The organism is Catellatospora vulcania (genome assembly GCF_009720385.1).
Classification (GTDB): Bacteria; Actinomycetota; Actinomycetes; order Mycobacteriales; family Micromonosporaceae; genus Catellatospora; species Catellatospora vulcania.
The window spans coordinates 485,850-504,838 of record NZ_ML769301.1 but is presented as its reverse complement, the minus strand read 5'-3'; the positions used below and the strand labels follow the sequence as shown (position 1 = coordinate 504,838).

17 protein-coding genes are annotated in these 18,989 nt (G+C 71.7%); 8 read left to right on the top strand and 9 right to left on the bottom strand.

Features of this window, described 5'->3' with window-relative positions:
* Positions 1-9: 9 nt before the first annotated feature.
* The 3 genes from F6W97_RS02220 to F6W97_RS39965 all read right to left on the bottom strand — a co-directional run bounded on the left by F6W97_RS02220 (position 10) and on the right by F6W97_RS39965 (position 1,434).
* Positions 10-483 (bottom strand): GNAT family N-acetyltransferase, encoded by a 474-nt coding sequence (locus tag F6W97_RS02220; RefSeq protein WP_155368391.1) that lies wholly within the window; start codon positions 481-483, stop codon positions 10-12.
* Positions 480-953, bottom strand: a complete 474-nt coding sequence (locus F6W97_RS02215) for an HIT family protein (RefSeq protein WP_230686339.1) — start codon at positions 951-953, stop codon at positions 480-482. Before F6W97_RS02215 ends, F6W97_RS02220 begins: the two co-directional genes overlap by 4 nt.
* Positions 954-1,122: 169 nt before the next feature.
* Entirely contained in the window at positions 1,123-1,434 is a 312-nt protein-coding gene (locus tag F6W97_RS39965; protein WP_196278937.1) for an STAS domain-containing protein, read from the bottom strand.
* A 159-nt stretch (positions 1,435-1,593) separates the two neighbouring features.
* On the opposite strand from F6W97_RS39965, the gene F6W97_RS02205 reads away from it, so the two are divergent.
* The 3 genes from F6W97_RS02205 to F6W97_RS02195 all read left to right on the top strand — a co-directional run bounded on the left by F6W97_RS02205 (position 1,594) and on the right by F6W97_RS02195 (position 4,008).
* Complete coding sequence (locus F6W97_RS02205; protein WP_155368389.1) at positions 1,594-2,433, top strand: PHP domain-containing protein; 840 nt, start codon at positions 1,594-1,596, stop codon at positions 2,431-2,433.
* On the top strand, positions 2,430-3,026 hold the full coding sequence (locus F6W97_RS02200) for a hypothetical protein (RefSeq protein ID WP_155368388.1): 597 nt from the start codon (positions 2,430-2,432) through the stop codon (positions 3,024-3,026). Before F6W97_RS02205 ends, F6W97_RS02200 begins: the two co-directional genes overlap by 4 nt.
* A 61-nt stretch (positions 3,027-3,087) precedes the next feature.
* Positions 3,088-4,008 (top strand): NAD-dependent epimerase/dehydratase family protein, encoded by a 921-nt coding sequence (locus F6W97_RS02195; protein ID WP_155368387.1) that lies wholly within the window; start codon positions 3,088-3,090, stop codon positions 4,006-4,008.
* A gap of 193 nt (positions 4,009-4,201) precedes the next feature.
* Here F6W97_RS02195 and F6W97_RS02190 read toward each other — a convergent pair whose 3' ends face one another.
* Complete coding sequence (locus F6W97_RS02190) at positions 4,202-5,173, bottom strand: helix-turn-helix transcriptional regulator (RefSeq protein ID WP_155368386.1); 972 nt, start codon at positions 5,171-5,173, stop codon at positions 4,202-4,204.
* Positions 5,174-5,248: 75 nt separating this feature from the next.
* On the opposite strand from F6W97_RS02190, the gene F6W97_RS02185 reads away from it, so the two are divergent.
* Entirely contained in the window at positions 5,249-5,803 is a 555-nt protein-coding gene (locus F6W97_RS02185; RefSeq protein WP_155368385.1) for a mycothiol transferase, read from the top strand.
* Between the two features lie 75 nt (positions 5,804-5,878).
* Here the strand turns inward: F6W97_RS02185 and F6W97_RS02180 are convergent, their stop codons facing one another.
* The 3 genes from F6W97_RS02180 to F6W97_RS02170 form a co-directional block, all read right to left on the bottom strand.
* The gene (locus F6W97_RS02180; RefSeq protein ID WP_155368384.1) at positions 5,879-6,871 is read right to left on the bottom strand and encodes an alpha/beta hydrolase; all 993 of its coding nucleotides are present in this window, start codon (positions 6,869-6,871) and stop codon (positions 5,879-5,881) included.
* A 26-nt stretch (positions 6,872-6,897) separates the two neighbouring features.
* Complete coding sequence (locus F6W97_RS02175) at positions 6,898-8,460, bottom strand: DUF4185 domain-containing protein (RefSeq protein WP_155368383.1); 1,563 nt, start codon at positions 8,458-8,460, stop codon at positions 6,898-6,900.
* Positions 8,461-8,536: 76 nt separating this feature from the next.
* Positions 8,537-9,649 carry a glycoside hydrolase family 172 protein gene (locus tag F6W97_RS02170; RefSeq protein WP_230686338.1) on the bottom strand — a complete coding sequence of 371 codons (1,113 nt, stop codon included), beginning with the start codon at positions 9,647-9,649 and terminating at the stop codon, positions 8,537-8,539.
* A gap of 181 nt (positions 9,650-9,830) precedes the next feature.
* Between F6W97_RS02170 and F6W97_RS02165 the strand changes: the two genes are divergently transcribed.
* The 4 genes from F6W97_RS02165 to F6W97_RS02150 all read left to right on the top strand — a co-directional run bounded on the left by F6W97_RS02165 (position 9,831) and on the right by F6W97_RS02150 (position 16,587).
* A complete protein-coding gene (locus F6W97_RS02165; RefSeq protein WP_155368381.1) occupies positions 9,831-10,808 on the top strand; it encodes a LacI family DNA-binding transcriptional regulator in 978 nt (325 codons plus the stop codon).
* Between the two features lie 68 nt (positions 10,809-10,876).
* Positions 10,877-12,385, top strand: coding sequence for an FGGY-family carbohydrate kinase (locus tag F6W97_RS02160; RefSeq protein WP_155368380.1), 1,509 nt, complete (start codon positions 10,877-10,879; stop codon positions 12,383-12,385).
* 60 nt (positions 12,386-12,445) lie between these two features.
* Entirely contained in the window at positions 12,446-14,953 is a 2,508-nt protein-coding gene (locus F6W97_RS02155) for a GH116 family glycosyl-hydrolase (protein ID WP_155368379.1), read from the top strand.
* A complete protein-coding gene (locus F6W97_RS02150) occupies positions 14,950-16,587 on the top strand; it encodes a fucose isomerase (RefSeq protein ID WP_155368378.1) in 1,638 nt (545 codons plus the stop codon). The genes F6W97_RS02155 and F6W97_RS02150 overlap by 4 nt, the downstream gene beginning before the upstream one ends.
* A gap of 175 nt (positions 16,588-16,762) precedes the next feature.
* Here the strand turns inward: F6W97_RS02150 and F6W97_RS02145 are convergent, their stop codons facing one another.
* Positions 16,763-18,154, bottom strand: a complete 1,392-nt coding sequence (locus F6W97_RS02145) for a mannitol dehydrogenase family protein (RefSeq protein WP_155368377.1) — start codon at positions 18,152-18,154, stop codon at positions 16,763-16,765.
* The gene (locus F6W97_RS02140) at positions 18,151-18,972 is read right to left on the bottom strand and encodes a carbohydrate ABC transporter permease (protein WP_155368376.1); all 822 of its coding nucleotides are present in this window, start codon (positions 18,970-18,972) and stop codon (positions 18,151-18,153) included. Before F6W97_RS02140 ends, F6W97_RS02145 begins: the two co-directional genes overlap by 4 nt.
* Between the last annotated feature and the right edge of the window lie 17 nt (positions 18,973-18,989).

Sequence of the window (18,989 nt, the reverse complement as noted above, 5' to 3'; positions counted from 1 at the left end):
CAGCGGGCGTCAGCCGAGGGTCTTGGCCATCTGCTGCGACATCACCGTGAAACCCAGGCTCTCGTACAGCGCGATCGCCCGCGTGTTGCCGCCGAAGACGTTGAGGCCGAAGCGGGTGACCCCGTGCCGCCGCAACTCGTCCTCGACAGCCAGCATGACCGCTCTGCCGAAGCCCCGGGACTGGTGCTCCGGGTCCACGTCGATGTTGTGCAGCCAGGCCATCTCGGGACGTCCGGGAGCACCCGGCAGCATCGCCCACACCCAGCCGATCGTCTCCCCGTCCACCTGCGCGGACCGCAGCAGGGCCAGCTCGCTGTCCAGGCCCTGCGGCAGGACCAGCGCCATCTGCTGCTCCGCCTCGGCTTCGGCCTCGGCGGCGCCCATGCCCCGCTGCCGCTGGAGGTTGCCGGCGTAGCGCGCACGGAGCGAGGCGGCCCGCCGGTCGAAGTCCGGGCCGGACATGGGTACGAGCGTCACGCTCATCGCGGTCGCCTTTCGAAGTAGGTCCGCAGCCGTTCGGCGTACACCTGACGTTCCTCGAAGGCCGCCCAGCCGGGCAGTGCCTGCGACCCGTAGAGGTCGTCGCCGTCGTAGCGGGGGAACACGTGCACGTGCAGGTGCCAGACGTCCTGGTAGCCCGCGGGTTCGTTGTGCTGGCGGGTGGACACGCCGGCGCACTGGTAGGTCTCCCGGATCGCGACGGCCGTCTCGCGCACCAGGTCGCCCACGGCCCGGTAAGCCTCGACCGGCACGGAGTAGAGGTTCTCGTGGTGTCCGGTCGGGACGACCAGCACATGTCCTCGATTGCTCGGCCACCAGCGCGGCGCGATCAGGGCCGCCGCCCCCTCGGTGCGCCGTACGACGTCCCCGACGTCGTTGACCCCGTTGGACCGGCCTGCCAGGAGATCGCAGAACGGACACCGGTATCCGGCTGGCTCGTGAGTGATCATCATCGCGCCACTTTACGGGCCGCGTGGGCGCTTCGGGGGGCCCGCACACGCGCACCATCGCGAACCTGATTGCCGAGGACCGAGGCCAGTGCGAAGATCCACCTTCGCGGGGTCGTGTTGACCCGGACCTGCGACGACCAGGGCCTGTAGCTTCCGGCGGGGCTCTGCCGAGTCAGGCCAGATCGAGACGATCCGCCACTCCGGCGACCTGGAACACCCGCAGGACCCAGGGCTGGACGTGGACGTACCGCAGGTGCACCGCGCGGGCACGTGCGTACTCGTGTGCCCGGACCAGGCCGGCGATGCCCAGGGAGTCGAGGAACCGGGTGTCGGCGAGGTCGACCTCGACGGCCGCGCATCCCGAGGTGTCGACGGCCGCGCGCAGCCATGCGGTGACCCCCTCCACCTCCGACATGTCGACGTCCCCCGCTATCCGCACGGTGCAGACACCGCCGTCGACGACCGTGGCGTGCGTGACTCGCATCGCTGCTGCCTCCTTGCGCCGACAGGCGGCGGCTTCCGGACTCCGTACCCGCTGCATCCGTGGGTCAAACCAGCTGCCGCCCAAGCCTGGGCGGTGCCGGCCTGCGCTGCGGACGGGCCCTTTGTAGGGTGGCGGGAAGACTGGGGAGCGGTGGGATTCGTGACGTTGCCTGCGGACGGCCATGTGCACAGCGAGTGGTCCTGGGATGCCGCGAGAGGCTCGATGGAGCGCACCTGCGCGCGGGCCGTGGACCTGGGACTGCCCGCGATCGCCTTCACCGAGCACCTCGACCACACGGTCTGGACCGTCGCTCTGGACACGCTCGCTCCCGGCGCGTATCTCGCCACCCTCGCCGATCCCGACGGGGTGCTGACGCCCCCGGTGTTCGACGTGTCGGGCTACCTGGAGGCCGTGCAGGCGTGCCGCGAACGGTTTCCGAACCTGCGCATCCTGAGCGGGCTGGAGATGGGCGAACCGCACTGGCACGCGGCGGCCGCCGCGAAGGTGCTCGGCGCGGGCCGGTTCGACCGGGTGCTCGGTTCCGTGCACTGCCTGCCCGCCGGGGACGGGTTCACCGAGCCGCCGGGCCTGTACCGGCTGCGGGCGGCAGAAGAGGTCGTCCGGGAGTACCTGGCCGAGGTCGCCCGGATGGCGGCCGGCAGCGACCTGTTCTCGGTGCTGGCGCACATCGACTATCCGGTCCGCTACTGGCCGGAGCAGGCGGGCCCGTTCGACCCTCACGCCTTCGAGGACGAGTTCCGGCATGCGCTGCGAGTGCTCGCCGACAGCGGCCGGGCGCTGGAGGTGAACACGAAGGTGCCCCTGCATCCGGAGGTCGTCCGCTGGTGGCGGCAGGAAGGGGGTGCGGCGGTCACGTTCGGCAGTGACGCCCACGACCCGACGGGGCTCGCGTTCGGGTTCGGCCCGGCCGCGGACATGGTGCAGGCGTTCGGTTTCCGACCCGGCCGCCACCCCTGCGACTTCTGGACCGCGCCGTGAACGGCTTCGACGCGTGGCTGGCCTACCTGTTCGAGCCGCCGCGTGACGAGCAGCCCGTCGTCTGGCTGGACCGATACGCCCACCAGGACACTCCCGTGGCGCAGGCGGAGCGGATCCGGCAGCTGTTCGGTGACGCGGGGGCATCGCTGCGGCCCTACTCCGACGACCGGGTCGCGCACGGCCTGCGGGAGGTCGTCGACGGGCTCGGCGTGCTCTGTTCCAGGCGGGTGCCGATGGTCCTGCGCACCCGCGGGCTGCGTTCGATCGTCACGCTGTTCGCCGAGGTCTTCGCCGCGCGGATCGAGGTCGAGCACTCGCGCCGGATACCGGAACTGCAGACCGTCTGCTTCATGTTCTTCGAGGTCGCCCCCGTCGACCTGGGCGACGACACCGTGCTGGACGTGCTGGAGGACACGCTGGCCCTGGCCTCGGTCCCCTGTCAGCGGGCCGCCCTGCACGGCCTGGGCCACGCGCACCTGCACGCGCCGCGACCTGTGCAGGCGATCGTGGACCGCTGGCTGAGCCGCCACCGGGACGCGCCGCAGGAGCTGCGCGACTACGCCGCGGCCGCCCGCGTCGGCGACGTCATGTGACGTCGTCGCCGGACCACGACCGGCTTGACAACCGCCCGGGTCCGGAGTGGACGATGCGGTCGTGAGAATTCTCGTGATCGGTGGGACCGGGCTGATCGGCGCCCATGTCGTGGACGTGCTCGGCGAGCGGGGCCATGCCGTGACCACGGTGGCCCGTTCCGCCCGCCCCGGCGTCGACCACGTGCTCGATGTCGAAACCGCGTCGATCGCGCAGCTGCGTCCGCTGCTGGCCGGTCACGACGGCGTGGTGTACGCAGCCCGCACGGACGAGCAGCGGCCGCTGCGCAAACCGATCCACCCGGCGTTCCGCCGGGACATGGTCGATCCGGTGGTACGCCTGTTCACCGCGGCCCGCGAGGAGGGCCTGACCCGCGGCGTCGTCATGGGCTCCTACTACACCTACTTCGACCGGCTGCATCCGCAGTGGCGGCTCGGCGAGCGCCACACCTACATCCGGTGCCGGGTGGAGCAGGCCCGGGAGGGGCGGGCGGCCGCCGGTCCGGAGCTGCCGGTCGCGGTGCTGGAGCTGCCGTTCGTCTTCGGCCGGGCCGGTGACCGCCTGCCGAACTGGGCCCCTCCGCTGGACGGCTGGGCCAGGTCCCGTGCGCCGCTGGCGGTGCCCGCCGGGGGCACTGCTGCGACGACGGCCCGCAACGTGGCCGAGGTCGCCGCCGACGCGCTGGAACGGGCGAGCGGCGAGGACATCCCCGTCGCCGACGAGAACCTGACCTGGCACGACATGATCGCGCGGATCGCCGACGCGGTCGGCCGGGGACGCCGGGTCGGTCGCCTGCCGGCCTTCGCGGTGCGGGCCGCCATGGGCTGCGGCGGTGTGCTGCAGGCCCTGGGCCGCAAGGAGTCCGGCATCAACCCGGCCCACTTCGCCGAGCTGATGCTCGCCCCGCTGTTCGTCGAGCCGGTCTCGGGCCGTCCACTGGACACGGCACTGCGCGAGACGTTCGCCGACAGGCCGGCCGCCTAACCCGGCGGATACGCTGCTCCGGTGGGACATCGCAGGGCGCGAGTGCTGGTCGTCGATCAGACGAGGTATCGCTGGGCGCAGTCCCACAGCCACCGGGCGGCTCCCGACGGCAGCACACCGCGTCCATGTTCGACGCCGTGCTGACCCGCCTGGAGGCCGCGGAAGCCGTCGCCGGAACCCCGAGCGCGGCCGGCTAGGCGGGTGTCTGCTCGTCGCCCGATGCGGCGAGCAGGCGGCGGCCGAGCACCTGGGCGGTGTGGCGGACTTCGGGGCCGCCGACGATCCGGAACGCGGCGGGCAGGGCGGTGAGCTGCTCGACGTACCACCAGGGGTTGCTGGTGGTGCCGATCAGGCGGCAGGTGTCGGCGTCGACCGGTTCCAGGCGGCCCAGGTTTCGCGAGACGTGCCGGGCGGCGGTGGCCAGCGGCGCTTCGATGAGCACCTCGACGGCGTAGTCCCAGCCGACCGCGAGGTGCTCCTCCAGGGTGGCGACCGGGTCGAGATCGACCGGCGCGACGAACCCGTCGGCGAGCACCTCGACGGCGTGGACCCGGTCGATGCGGTAAGCCCGGCGGCCGTTGGACGTGTGCGACCAGCACAGCAGGTACCACCGGCTGTGGCGCACGACGACGGCCCACGGGTCGACGTCCAGGTCCCGTTCCAGCCCGGCCTCCGAGCGGTACCGCAGGCGCACCCGCCGCTGCTCCGAGCTCGCGCGCACGAGTTCGGTGGTGGTCTGCGGATCGGGCCGGGCCGCCCCGCGGTCGGGCGCGGGGGCGGTGGCCCGGCGGACCGCTTCGGCCTGGGCGGCGACCGGTTCCGGCAGCGCCCGCACGATCTTGCCCAGGGCGCTGCCGACGGGGCTGGTCGGATCACCGGCGTCGTGGTGGCCGTCGAGCACTGCCATGACCAGGCCGAGCGCCTCCGTCGCGCTGAACACCAGCGGCGGCAGCCGCAGCCCGCGGCCCACCCGGTAGCCGCCGTACGGGCCGCGGACGGACTCGATCGGGATGCCCGCCTCGCGCAGGATGCCGACGTAGCGGCGGGCGGCCCGCTCGGACACGCCCAGCTTGTCGGCGATCCGGTCGGCGGTGATGCCGGGGCTGCTCTGGACGAGTTCCAGCGTCATCAGCGCCCGGGCGGTGGGGCTCGCGTCAGGGTGCACGTGCCGTCCTTGTCTTCGCGGTCGCGTCATCGGTTCCGGACGCAGAACGTCCGGAACCGAATCTAGCGTGCTCCCATGACCGACGACACCGCCCTGAGCACCGCGATCAACGAGCCGTCGATGACGGCAGGCGAGGTCGAGATGCTGATGTTCGCCCTCGACCGCTCCCGCGCCCAGTTCGCCTGGAAGTGCGGCGGCCTGGACGCGGCCGGCCTGAACCGGGCCCAGCCGCCGTCGACGATGACCCTCGCCGGCCTGCTCAAGCACATGGCGGCCGTCGAGGAGCGGTACACGATCGACTTCACCGGCGAGGCGCCCGGACCGCCGCTGGACGCCCCCGAAGCGGCCGACCCGGGGTGGGTCTGGCGGAGCGCGGCACACGACACACCCGCCGGGCTGTACGGCCTGTGGCAGGGGGCCGTCGAGCGCTCCCGGGCGGCGATGGCGAAGGCGCTCGCCGACGGCGGGCTCGACCAGCCCGCGAAGTACACGGCCGCCGCTGACGGCACGTCGCCGAACTTGCGGCGCATCGTGGTGGACCTGCACGACGAGTACGCCCGGCACGTCGGCCACGCCGACCTGCTGCGGGAGGCCGTCGACGGGCTCACCGGCGAGGACCCCCCGCAGTGACCGCGATCGCCGGCTCGTCGCAGTCGGGAGGCCCGGCATGCCGCCGGGCCTCCCGGCTCCTCGTATGTGGCGGTGTCAGCCTGCGCGGCGCAGGCGCGCGAGCATGCCGTCGAGGTCGCGCAGGAACATCTCGTGCCGGAAATAGTGGCCACCCGGCAGCTCGTGCCACTCGTGCGGGATGCCGGCCCGGCCCAGGGCGGCGCGGAACTCGCGCTGCCCGGCCAGGACCTGCGTCTCGTTGGCGGTGTCGAACCAGTTGATCGGGTCCGGTGACGTCCCGGCCACCAGGAAGATGCGCTTGTTGTGATAGCTGGGAATGCGCTGCATCGGGTTGTCGGCGCTGACCCGCGCCTCGTCCCAGAGCGGCGCGCCGTAGACGGTGCCGCCGCCGAGGTCGAGCGCCGCGGAGGTGGCGTTGGCCCAGTGCACCACCAGGCCGAAGTCACGGCGCAGGCTGGCCGGGCCGGAGTGGGCGCTGACGGAGCAGAAGTGGCCGTAGTACTTCGCGGCGTACTTCAGGGCGCCGAAGCCGCCCATCGAGAACCCGGCGACGGCGCGGCCGTTGTACTCGGCGAAGGTGCGGAAGTTCGCCTCCACCCACGGCAGCAGCTGACCGATGTGGAAGGTCTCCCAGTTGCGCGGCCCGGCCAGGGAGTTGACCGGGTTGCTGTACCAGCCGGTGGACGCGTCGGGCATGACGATGATCAGTTCGCGGCCGGCGGTGAGGTTGACGATGTTGTCCTGCAGGTGGAAGGTGCGGAAGTCCGCTCCCCCGCCGCCGTGCAGCAGGAACAGCACCGGGTAGCGCTTGCCGCTGGTGTGGTAGCCGTCGGGCAGCAGGATGTTGACCGCCGGGTCCCACTCGATCGCGTCGGTGGCGAACCGGTAGTACTGCAGGCGGCCGCCGTTCTCGTTACGGCCGACGATGCGCAGCCCGAAGCCGTCGCCCGCGGCCTGGGCGGGTGCTGCGCCGAGCAGGCTCGCGGCGGTTCCGGCGACGCCGGCTGCCGCGGCCCCCATGATGAGCCGCCGGCGGCTGACCGCGCGGGGCAGGGTGTGCTGGTCCATGGTTCCTCCGGTGGGATGGCCCGGTTTCAGACGCGGGTGAGGGAGAAGTCGTCGAGCTGAACCCAGATGTCGCCGTGGTCGGTCCACACGCCGCCGAAGACGGTGACCGCGGTGCGCGAGCCGCTGTTGAAGTTCACCGTGAAGCGGGTCCACGGCCCGACCGCGCGGAAGTTCGCCTCGGCGATGACCACGTCGTTGGTGCCGCGTACGCCGAAGAAGCCGTTGTCGCTGTTGGGTGAGGTCCGCAGCCATCCGCTGAGCTGGTAGTTGGTGTTCGCGGTGACGTTCACCGTCTGGTGCAGGTCGTGCCAGCCGCTGTTGTAGCGGGCGTAGCCGTTGCGCACCCCGGTGTAGCCCCAGTAGCCGCTGTCCAGGCCGCAGTTGCCCTTGCAGGCCCAGAAGCCGCCGGTGCCGGTGCCGTTGAGCGCGCCGCGCTCGAAGCTCGGGTCGCCCATCAGGTTCGGGTCGACGAGCTGCCCCGCGGTGTTGATCCGGACCTTCATCAGGTACACGTTGTACGGGTCCCACTGCGACATCGCGAAGTAGATGTTGCCGCCGGAGCTCCACGGGTGGATGTAGCCGCCGTACAAGCCGGGATAGTCGGCCGAGCTGACGGCGATCTGCGCGCCGCTCCACGGGCCGGTGGGGCTGGTCGCGGTGCGCAGGATGATGTCCTCGCCGGACAGGTACATCATCAGCCAGCGGCCGCTGTAGGCGTCGTAGCGCACGGACAGCTCGGCGGCGGGCGCGCCGACGATCGGGGTGGCGGCGGCGACGTTGTTCGTCACCCAGCTGCTGCCGTTCCAGTACTGGTAGGCGCTCTGGGTCAGGACCTGCGCCTCGGGGACCCGGGCCAGCCGGATGCTGCCGCTGCGGCCGCTGGGGGTGCCGAAGACGTAGAGGTAGCCGTCGCGGCGCTCGAACGCGTGCATCTGGAACTGGTCGTTGAACGACGGGTTGTTCCAGGTCGGGGTGTTCGTGGTGGACCAGGTCGTGCCGTTGTCGTCGGAGTAGGCGAGCTTGGCGTAATTGGTGGTCCACTGGCCGGGGGCGCCCCAGTGGCGCACCGACATGAACGAAACGTACTGCCGGGCGCCGACCGCGATGCCCGCGGTGGGGATCTTGGTGACCTCGCCCGTGTTGTCGGGCTGGTGCAGGCCGGGCAGGATCTCCCTGGCCCGCCCGTCGGCGGCGGTGACGGCGCTGGCGAACGACATGCCGTCGGCGAGGTTGGTGTCGGTGGAGCGCAGCAGCACGTTGCTGCGCCAGTTCAGGTCGCCGGCGCCGAACGCGCCGCCGCCGGGGCCGATCCAGGCGTCGCCGAACGTGTCGCCGAACAGGGCCATCGTCTGGCCGGAGCCGTTGTCCCAGAGGATGCCGAGGTCGGTCGCCTTCACGTTCCAGCGGCCGTACGTGTTGTTCGGGGAGTTCGGGCCGGTGATCTTCTGGACCAGGCTCGCCGGGGTGTGCGCGGGGCTGGCTGCGGCCGGGGTGGCGAGGACGAGGCCGGTGGCGGCCACGGTGCCCAGCGTCAGGGCGACGCCGGTGAGCAGACGCGGGATGGATCTGAGTCCGTTGTGCGGGTGCATGTGCGGTACTCCTTCCATGTCGCGGGCACGGCGAGCCGCCGGGTGCGGCCTGCCGTCCCGGTGAAACGTGTGCCGGTCAGTCCGGCATGCGCGGCGGCTGTGCCCCGAGGTCCGGCACGGGGGCCGCGCCCAAATGGACCTCCAGGTCGTCGGCGCTGGGCGTGCGCGGGCGGCGTGCCGTGGGCCGGTCGAGGTAGAACAGGGCGGTCGAGGCGATGTCGTCGCGCAGTGGCAGGTAGCGCCAGCCCGAGCGCCAGCCCAGCGCCTGGATGTCGACCCGCAGCCGCTGCGCGAAGTGGATCGGGTCGGGCAGGTGCCAGCGGTACATGCCGAAGCGCTGCTGGCTGACGTAGAGCCCGTCGGGGCGGATCACCTGGGGCAAACCGAGGTACGGCGTGGAGTAGGCGGTGTAGCCCTTGCCGGGCACGTCGAAGTTCCACGCCCCGCCGAAGTAGTCCTCGGTGCCGGTGCCGCAGATGGTGGGGTACTCCTCGTCGTCGTCGAGGTAGAACTTGATCTCACCCTCGCCCCACCAGCCGTTGCTGTTGACCCCCCAGGCCAGGTAGGTGCCGACGTAGTGGCCGCTGCCCTCGACCCCGTCGACCAGCACGTGGGTCTTGAGGTGCTCCAGGGGGTTGCTGCGCCGCCACTGGGCGTGCAGGTAGCCCAGGCCGGAGTAGTCGCCGCCGATCTCGTACGTGATCTGGTAGTAGACCCGGACGCTGACCGCGGACAGGTTCTCCACGGTCAGCCGGGCGCCGTCGGTGAACGGCATGGGCCAGTACGAGTTGAAGCCGCCGTGCGGGTTCGCGGCGATGACCTGCGAGTCGACCTGGGCGAACTCGCCCCAGCCGCTGCAGAAGAAGTCGCCGTAGGGCACCTCGATCGCCGGTTCGTCGCTGCCGTCCCAGTACGCCCGCAGCAGCAGCGTGCGCCAGTTGTCCTTGTGCGTGGTGATCCAGATGTGCGTGATCTTGCCGGGGCCCTGGATCGACGCCAGGTCGAAGGTCTCGCCGGCGGCGATGTCGACGCTGGGCGAGATCTTCCAGCCCGGCCCGAGATCGCGGGCGCAGGCGGCCCCGGTGCCCTCGGTCGCCCGGCCCCCGCCACCGGCCGAACCGTCGAAGTTCTCCGGGCTGATCGAGCGGGTCTGCACGGCCCTGAGCCGTGCGATCGTACTGAGGTCCACGGTGACCACAAGCTCTCCTCGACGATGCGGGGCAGGTTCGACGGCGCGGCGAAGGGCACCGGTCTGCAATCGATTTCATTAAGGTAGGGTGAGGCGGCTACCGTGTCAACGGGTCGCCGACGCCCCAAGCCCGGACGCCCGCAGCTCCCGGCGGGCAGGCGGGCCGATCGATGAGGAAGCGATGCCAACGATCTACGAGGTCGCCGCGGCGGCCGGGGTGTCCCCCGCGACCGTCTCGCGCGTGTTCAACGGCGCCAACGTGTCCGCCGAGAAGGCCGAGGCGGTGCGCAAGGCGGCCAAGGCACTCGCGTTCACCCCGAGCCGCACCGCACGCACCCTGCGGTTGCAGAGCTCCGAGGTGATCGCCCTGGTCATCCCGGACATCGAGAACCCGTTCTTCACCGCGCTGGCCCGCGGCGTCGAGGACGTGGCCCGTGCCGCCGGCTACTCGGTGGTGCTGTGCAACACCGACGAGGACCACGAGAAGGAACTGCGCTACCTCGACATCGCGCTCAGCGCCACCATGGCCGGCGTGATCATCGCGGCGGCCGGCGGCAACAGCGACCTGAGCGGCCTGCTCGCCCGCAAGTGCCCGGTCGTGGCGGTCGACCGCAGCCCGCACGGCGTGGACGTGGACGCGGTCATCGTCGACAACCGGGCCGGCGGGCGGGCCGCCACCCAAGCCCTGGTGGAGCAGGGTTTCCAGCGGATCGCCTGCATCACCGGCCCGAGCGACGTCGAGACGGCCACGCAGCGCGCCGACGGCTGGCGCGACGCGGTCACCGGCGGCCGGGCGGCCGAGGCCGACGACCGCTACCTGCGATACGCCGACTTCCGGGTCGACGGCGGCGCGGCGGCGATGAGTGACCTGCTCGCCATGCCCGAGCCGCCGGACGCCGTGTTCGTGGCCAACAACCTGATGAGCGTCGGCGCCCTGCGGGTGCTGTCCGAGCAGGGCAAGCTTCCACCGGCGACCGGCGTCGCCGTCTTCGGCGACCTGCCCTTCCTGCCGCTGGTGCCGATCCCGATCACCGTGGTGCACATGCCTGCCCGGCACCTGGGCACCACCGCCGCGAAGCTGCTGCTGGAGCGGATCAACGGCGACGACCAGCCGGCCCGCACCATCGTGCTGCGCAACCAGCTCACCCCCGTCGGCTGAGTTCCCGAGCGACACCCGCGGTGTCGGCGGTGCTTGACGGTGAAATCGATTTCTGACAGGGTACGGGCATGTTGAGGCAAGCCTGTGTCCTCGGCGTCGACATCGGAACGTCGAGCAGCAAGGGCGTGCTCGTCACGCTCGACGGCACGATCGTCGCCACCGCCACCCGCGAGCACGAGGTGCAGCGGCCCGCGCCGGGTCATGTCGAGATGGACCCCCGCGTCTGGTGGGACGAGGCAGTCGGCATCATCCGCCAGCTGCTGGCCGCGCCGGACGCGCCCGAGCCGGGCCAGGTCCGCTCCGTCGGCGTGAGCGGGATGGGCCCGTGTGTGCTGGTCACCGACCTCGCGGGCGAGCCGCGACGGCCCGCGGTGCTCTATGGCATCGATACCAGGGCCACCGCGCAGATCGAGCGCCTGACCGAGCGGCTCGGCGGGGCCGACGCGATCCGGGAGCGGTGTGGGTCGTCGTTGAGCACGCAGGCGGTCGGGCCGAAGCTGGCCTGGCTGGCCGAGCACGAGCCGCAGGCCGTCGCGGGCGACTGGCGGTTCTTCCAGCCCAGCACCTGGCTCGGCTGGAAACTCACCGGGGCCTACTACCTGGACCACCACTCGGCCAGCCAGTGCACCCCGATGTACGACGCGGGCACGCAGGGCTGGCACGGCCCCTGGGCGGGCGAGGTCGCCGCCGGGGCGCAGCTGCCGCCGCTGGTGTGGCCCGGCGACACCGTCGGCGGCGTGTCCGCCGCGGCCGCCGCCGAGACCGGCCTCGCCCCCGGCACGCCCGTCATCGCGGGCACGATCGACGCCTGGTCCGAGGCGATCAGCGTCGGCGCGCACCGGGTCAGCGACCTGATGCTCATGTACGGCACCACCATGTTCCTCATCAACACCGTGGACAGGCCGCTGACCTCGCCGACGCTGTGGGGCACGGTCGGCGCGCTGCCCGGCACCCGCAACCTCGCCGGCGGCATGGCCACCTCCGGCGCGATCACCGGGTGGCTGCGCGAGCTGTTCGGCTCGCCCGGCTACCCGGAGCTGCTGGCGCTGGCCGAGGCCGCCGGGCCGGGCGCGCACGGGCTGCTCATGCTGCCCTACTTCGCCGGGGAGCGGACCCCGGTCGCCGATCCCGACGCGCGCGGCGTGCTCGCCGGGCTGACCGTCGCGCACACCCGCGGCGACCTGTATCGGGCGGCGCTGGAGGCGACGGCGTTCGGCGTACGGCACAACGTGGCCGCGATCGAGCAGGCGGGCGGGCGCGTGGAGCGGATCGTCGCCGTCGGGGGCGGCGCGCAGGGCAGCCTGTGGACGCAGATCGTGTCCGATGTGACCGGGCGGGAGCAGGCCGTCCCCGCCCAGACCATCGGGGCCGCGTTCGGCGCGGCGTTCCTGGCCGCCGGGGCGGTCGCCGACCCCGACATCGGGCAGTGGAACCCGATCGTGCAGACGCGGACCCCGCAGCCGTCGGTCCGCGCCGAGTACGACCAGCTGTACGCGCTCTACCTCGACCTGTATCCGGCCACCGCGCCGATCGTGCACGCCCTCGCCGACCGTGAGCGGCAGCGCGCCACCCGCTGACAGTCCCGCCCCGACGACTCCCGCTCACCCGTCGACCCCTGGACGGAGGTGTACCCCCTCATGCCCGTGCACCCTGAAAACGCTCCCCCGGGCCTCGGCCCGGATGCCTCGGCCGCGGCCTTCCCGCTCGGCGGCATCGGCACCGGCAACGTGTCGATCGGCGCGCGCGGCGAGCTGCGCGACTGGGAGCTGGCCAACCGGCCCGCCAAAGGCGCGCGGCTGCCGTTCAGCTTCTTCGCGATCCGCGCCGCCCCCGCCGGCGGCACGGCCGTCACCCGGATCCTGGAGTCGCGGCTGACCGGGCCGCACGAGGGAGACCAGGGCTACTACGCCGGTCAGCTGGCCGGGCTGCCGCGGCTGCGCGACAGCCGGATGTTCGGCGAGTATCCGCTGCTGCGGGTCGACTTCGCCGACGACGACCTCGGGGTACAGGTGGCGTTGACGGCGTTCACGCCGCTGGTGCCGCTGGACGCGGACGCCTCCGGCATCCCCGGCGCGGTGCTGCGCTACACGGTGACCAACCCCCTCGACGTCGACGCCGACGTCACCATCGTCGGCTCGCTGGCCAACCCGGTCGGCGTCACCGGCTACGACGTGCACCACTTCCCGCGGTACGCCGGGCAGCCGGCCAACGACTGGGCCGACGACGGCGGGCTGCGCGGTATCCGGTTCAGCAGCGACCTGCCCGACGACGATCTGCGCCACGGCACCGCCGCGCTGTCCACCACCGACCCGGACACGACGGCCAAACCGCAGTGGCTGTCCGGGTTCTGGCAGGACGGCGTCCAGGTGTTCTGGGACGAGCTGTGCGCCACCGGGCGGCTGACGCCGGAGACCGCGTTCAGCATCGACGAGCCGCCCTATCCGGACTGGTTCACCCGGCTGCGAGTGGGCTCGCTCGGCATCGCGCATCGGCTCGCCCCCGGCGCGAGCAGGGACTTCGAGTTCCTGCTCACCTGGCACTTCCCGAACCGTCCGCGGGCCTGGCAGGGCAACATCAATCTCGACAACACGCACGCCGGCGAGGTGGTCCGCAACCACTACGCCACGGCGTACGCCGACGCCTGGGCCGTCGCCCGCCGACTCGCCGCCGACCTGCCGGAGCTGGAACGGCACACCCGCGCCTTCCACGGGGCACTGTTCGGCGGCACGCTGCCGCCGGAGGTGGCCGACGCGGTCGGCTCGACCCTGGTCGCGCTGCGCAGCACCACCTGCTTCCGGCTGGCGGGCGGGCGTTTCGCCGCCTGGGAGGGCAGCTTCGACGACGGCGGCAGCTGCGAGGGCACCTGCACGCACGTGTGGAACTACGCACAGACGGCCGCGTTCCTGTTCCCGGAGCTGGAACGCGACGCCCGGCGCACCGAGTTCACGCACGAGACCCGGCCCGACGGCCGGATGAACTTCCGCGCCAACAGCGTGTTCGGCAACGAGCCGTGGGACTTCCACCCGGCGGTCGACGGGCAGCTCGGCGCGATCGTGCGGCTGTTCCGCGAATGGCGTTTCAGCGGCGACGACGTGTTGCTGGCCGACTGCTGGCCGGGTGCGCAGCGGGCGCTGGAGTTCGCGTTCACCGCCTGGGACACCGACGGCGACGGCGTGCTCGACAGCGAGCAGCACAACACCTACGACATCGAGTTCCACGGCCCGAACTCCCTCGCGAACTCGATGTTCTTCGCCGCCCTGACCGCCGGGGCGGCCATCGCCGACCGGATGGGCGACGCCGCGGCTGCGCAGCGCTACCGCGATGCGGCGGCCACGGGCGCGGCACGGATGGACGCGCTGTTGTTCAACGGCGAGTACTACGAGCAGCGGCTTGACGACGTCGACGCGCGCCGCTACCAGTACGGCACCGGATGCCTGTCCGACCAGGTGTTCGGCCAGCTGCTGGCGCACGTCGCCGGGCTCGGCCACGTGCTGCCCGCCGAGCACGTACGCAGTGCCGTCGCGGCGGTTCACCGGCACAACTTCCGCGCCGAGCTGACCGGCCACCACAGCGTGCAGCGCACGTACGCCCTCAACGACGAGGCGGGGCTGCTGCTGTGCTCGTGGCCGCGCGGCGGCCGCCCGCGCATCCCGTTCGTCTACAGCGACGAGGTGTGGACCGGCATCGAGTACCAGGTGGCCACCCATCTGGTCTTCGAAGGGCTGGTCGAGGAGGGCCTGCAACTGGTCCGCGCGGTGCGCGCCCGGCACGACGGCCGCAGGCGCAACCCGTGGAACGAGGTCGAGTGCGGCAACCACTACGCCCGCTCCCTGGCGAGCTGGGGCCTGGTCGTCGCGCTCAGCGGCGCGGACTACGACGCCGTCGCACGCACCCTGGCGTTCACGCCGCGCTGCGGCGGCGACCGGCTGCAAACGATCTTCACCACCGGCGCCGGCTGGGGCGAGCTGGCCCTCTCCCCCGGCGGCGCGTCGCTGCGCCTGCTCGGCGGCCGACTCGACCTGGCCGCACTCACCGTCACCCACCCCGTGCACGGGCCACTGTCCGCTGGCCCGGTGCGGCTGGCCGCGGGCGACGCCGTACAGCTCACCGCCCCTGACCCCCTCGATCGGAAGGACCTCCCATGACGAGCTACCTCCTGCCCGCGCCGTCGCAGCGGCCGCAGGCACAGCCCCGCACCGTCTACACGATCGCCAGCGGTGACCTGCGGCCGTCCGCCAACATCACCTGCTGGCCGGCGCAGCAGCAGTTCGAGGCCGCCGTCACCGCGGCCCTGGCCGAGCTGGACTGGGCGGTGCAGCGGGCGCACCCGTTCGACCAGGACAAGGGCCACGGTTTCATCGACAGCCAGCGCTACGGCATCGAGGTGTTCAAGGACATCCCGGTGGACGCGCCGCTGGTGGTCGTCGACGCGGTGTGGCAGTACAGCCACCACGTGCTCGCCGGGCTGCGCAGCCACCAGGGGCCGATCCTGATCGTGGCCAACTGGTCCGGCGAGTTCCCCGGCCTGGTCGGCCTGCTGAACCTGACCGCCAGCCTCACCAAGGCCGGTGTCTTCCACTCGGCGCTGTGGAGCGAGGACTTCACCGACACGTGGGCCCGCGACGGCCTGCGGACCTGGCTGGAGACGGGCGAGCTGCGCCACGACCAGTCCCACGTGCGCGACCTGCCCGGCCTCGACGCGGCCGCGCCCGAGGTGGAGCTGGGCGTCGCGCTGGCCCGCAAGCTGCGCGACGACAAGGCCGTCGTCGGCGTGTTCGACGAGGGCTGCATGGGCATGTACAACGCGATCTTCGACGACGAGATGCTCAACCCGCTGGGCATCTTCAAGGAGCGGCTGTCGCAGAGCGCGCTGGTCGCCGAGATGGCCCGGGTCGGCGACGACGAGGCCGCCGCCGCCCGCCGGTGGCTGGACGAGCGCGGTTTCACCTTCCACTTCGGCACGGACGAGGCGACCGAGCTGACCGAGGCGCAGGTGACCAGCCAGCTGAAGATGTACATCGCGGCGCTGCGGATCAGCGACGACTTCGGGCTCGACGCCGTCGGCATCCAGTACCAGCAGGGGCTCAAGGACACCGTGCCCGCCAGCGACCTGGCCGAGGGGCTGCTCAACAACGCCGAGCGCCCGCCGGTGCACAGCCGTGACGGAGCTCGGGAGCTTTACGCCGGGCGGCCGCTGCCACACTTCAACGAGGTCGACTGGGGTGTGGCCGTCGACGCGCTGGTCACCAACCGGATCTGGACCGCGATGGGCTTCGACCCGGCGACCACCCTGCACGACATCCGGTGGGGCGACGAGTACGGCGGCGAGTTCGTCTGGGTGTTCGAGATCTCCGGCTCCGCGCCGGCCTCGCACCACGGCGGCTACCAGAACAGCTACAGCATGCGCCAGCCGCCGATGTACTTCCCGCTCGGCGGCGGCACGCTCAGCGGCGTCGCGGTGCCCGGCGAGATCGTCTGGTCGCGGGTGTTCGTCATGGGCGGGGCGCTGCACGTCGACCTCGGCCGCGGCCACGTCGCCGAGCTGCCCGCCGCCGAGACGCAGCGGCGGCTGGACGCCACCACCAGGGTCTGGCCGATCATGCACGCGGTGCTCGACGGCGTCAGCCGCGACCAGTTGATGGCCCGGCACAAGGCCAACCACGTGCAGGTCGCATACGCGCCCGATGCCGACGCGGCCGACCGGGCGCTGCTGGCCAAGGCGGCGCTGTTCGCCGAGCTGGGCCTCGCGGTTCACCTGTGCGGAGACGTGAAGCTCTGACCAACTGCTGACTGACGACGGGCCGGTGACCTTGCAGCGGGGTCACCGGCCCGTCACTGTCCGGAGCGGTGGGAGGGGCGGGTGAAGGCGAAAGGCCCACAACTTCTGGGTTGTGGGTACAACCCAGAAGTTGTGGGCCTTGTCGTGCAACCTGTCTCCACGGCCCTGACGAAGGTCAGAGGTCGGCGAGTGTCGCCTGCGCGCCGCGGCGGATCAGGGAGTCGAGCGCCCAGCGGTAGTCGGCCGTGAAGCGGGCGTCGCCGGCGAGGTCGCCGAACAGATCGCGCTGCTGCAGGAAGGCCGTCGGTTCGGCACGCTGGCGGGCGGCGTGAGCCATCACGGTGTCCCGCTGGCGGTCCACGACGTCGATCGTCTCGCCGTGCTCGTCGACACCCTCGGCGTAGCGGGCCCAGCTCGCGACGATCGCCGCCGACAGCCGCACCGGGCCGCCGGTGGCGAGCTGGCGCCGCACGACGGGCAGCAGCCAGGTGGGGATACGGTCCGAGGAGTCGGTGCACAACCGGGCGATGGTGTCGCGCACGTGCGGGTTCGCGAACCGTTCGAGCAGGGTGTCCTTGTAGCGGTCGAGGTCGACGCCGGGCACCGGGTGCAGGGTCGGAGTGGCCTCCTCGTCCATGTAACGGCGCAGCAACCGCACGATGAGCGGATCCTGCGCGGCCTCGTGCACGAACTGGTGTCCGCTGAGCCGCCCGAAGTAGCACAGTCCCTGGTGGCTCGCGTTGAGCAGCCGCAACTTCATCAGCTCGTACGGTTCGACGTCGGCCACCAGTTGCACCCCGGCCGCCTCGAACGGTGGCCGCCCTGCCGGGAAGTGGTCCTCGACGACCCACTGGAAGAACGGTTCGGCGACGACCGGCCAGGCGTCGTCGACGCCGAACCGGGCCGTGATAGCGGCCCGGTCCTCGTCAGTCGTCGCGGGGGTGATCCGGTCCACCATGGAGTTCGGGAACGCCACGGTATCGGCGATCCACGCGCCGAGCTCCGGGTCCTTGCGGGTGGCGAACGCGGTCAGCATCCGTTTGCAGACGTCGCCGTTGCCCTGGATGTTGTCGCACGACAGCACCGTGAACGGGACGACACCCTGCTCCCGGCGGCGGCGCAGCGCCTCGGTGATCAGCCCGAACGCGGTCTGCGGCACGGCGCCGGGCACCAGGTCGGCGGCGATGCGCGGGTCGCTCGCGTCGAACTCGCCGGTGACGCGGTCTACGTGGTAGCCGCCCTCGGTGATGGTCAGCGAGACGATGCGGACCTCCGGCGAGGCCATCTTCTCGAGGACGGCTTCGGGATCCTCGGGCGCGAACAGGTAGTCGGTGATCGACGCGATCCCGCGGGCGGTCTGCTGCCCGTCGGGATGCCTGAGCACCAGCGTGTAGCCGAAGTCCTGCGCGTGCAGCACGTCGCGCATACGCCGGTCGGCGGGCAGCACGCCGACGCCGCAGATGCCCCAGCCGTCGGCCAGGCCGAGCACCCGCAGGTCGTCGAGGACCATCGCCTGGTGCGCCCGGTGAAACCCGCCGACGCCCAGGTGCACGATGCCGGTGCTCATTTGATGCCCGAGATGCGCACGCCGTTGACGATGAACCGCTGGAAGACGAGCAGCAGCGCGATGGTGGGCAGGGACGCCAGCGTGGAACCGGCCATCAGCAGGCCCCAGTCGTTGCCGCGGTCGGAGCGGAAGTTGCCGAGGAACTGCATGATCTGGGTCAGGTCCGGGTCGGTGATGGTGAGCACCGGCCACACGTAGGCGTTCCAGTACGCCAGGTAGGCGGCGATGCCCATGACCACGAACGGGGCCGCCGACTGCGGCAGGAACACCCGGACGAAGATCTGCCAGCGGGTCGCGCCGTCGACCAGGGCGGCTTCCTCGACCGCCATCGGGAAGCCGAGGTAGAACTGCCGGATGAAGAACATCTGGGCCGACGACGCCGCGCCCGGGATGATCAGCACGGCGAGGGTGTCGAGCATGCCGAGCTTGGACACCACCATGAACGAGGTGAGCAGGATCGCCATCGCCGGGATGAACATCGGGGTGAGGCAGTAGACCCACCAGAAGCGCTTGCCGGTGAATTCCAGCCGGGCGAAGGCGTACGCCGCCAGGGTGTTCACGGTCAGGCTCAGCGCGGTGAAGATGAGCGCGCCGACGACGGTGATGCCCATCGCCCGCAGGAACTGCGGGTCGGCCAGGATCGCGGAGTAGTTGTCCCAGCGCCACATGTCCGGGAAGAACTGGAACGGCGAGCGCAGCACCTCGGTCTTGCCCTTGAACCCGGCGATCGCCATCCAGGCCAGGGGGAACATCACGCTGACGCTGATCAGCGTGATCAGCACAGCGGAGAAGACCCGTTGCGGGACGGTCTTTTTCATCAGCTACCCCTGTGCGT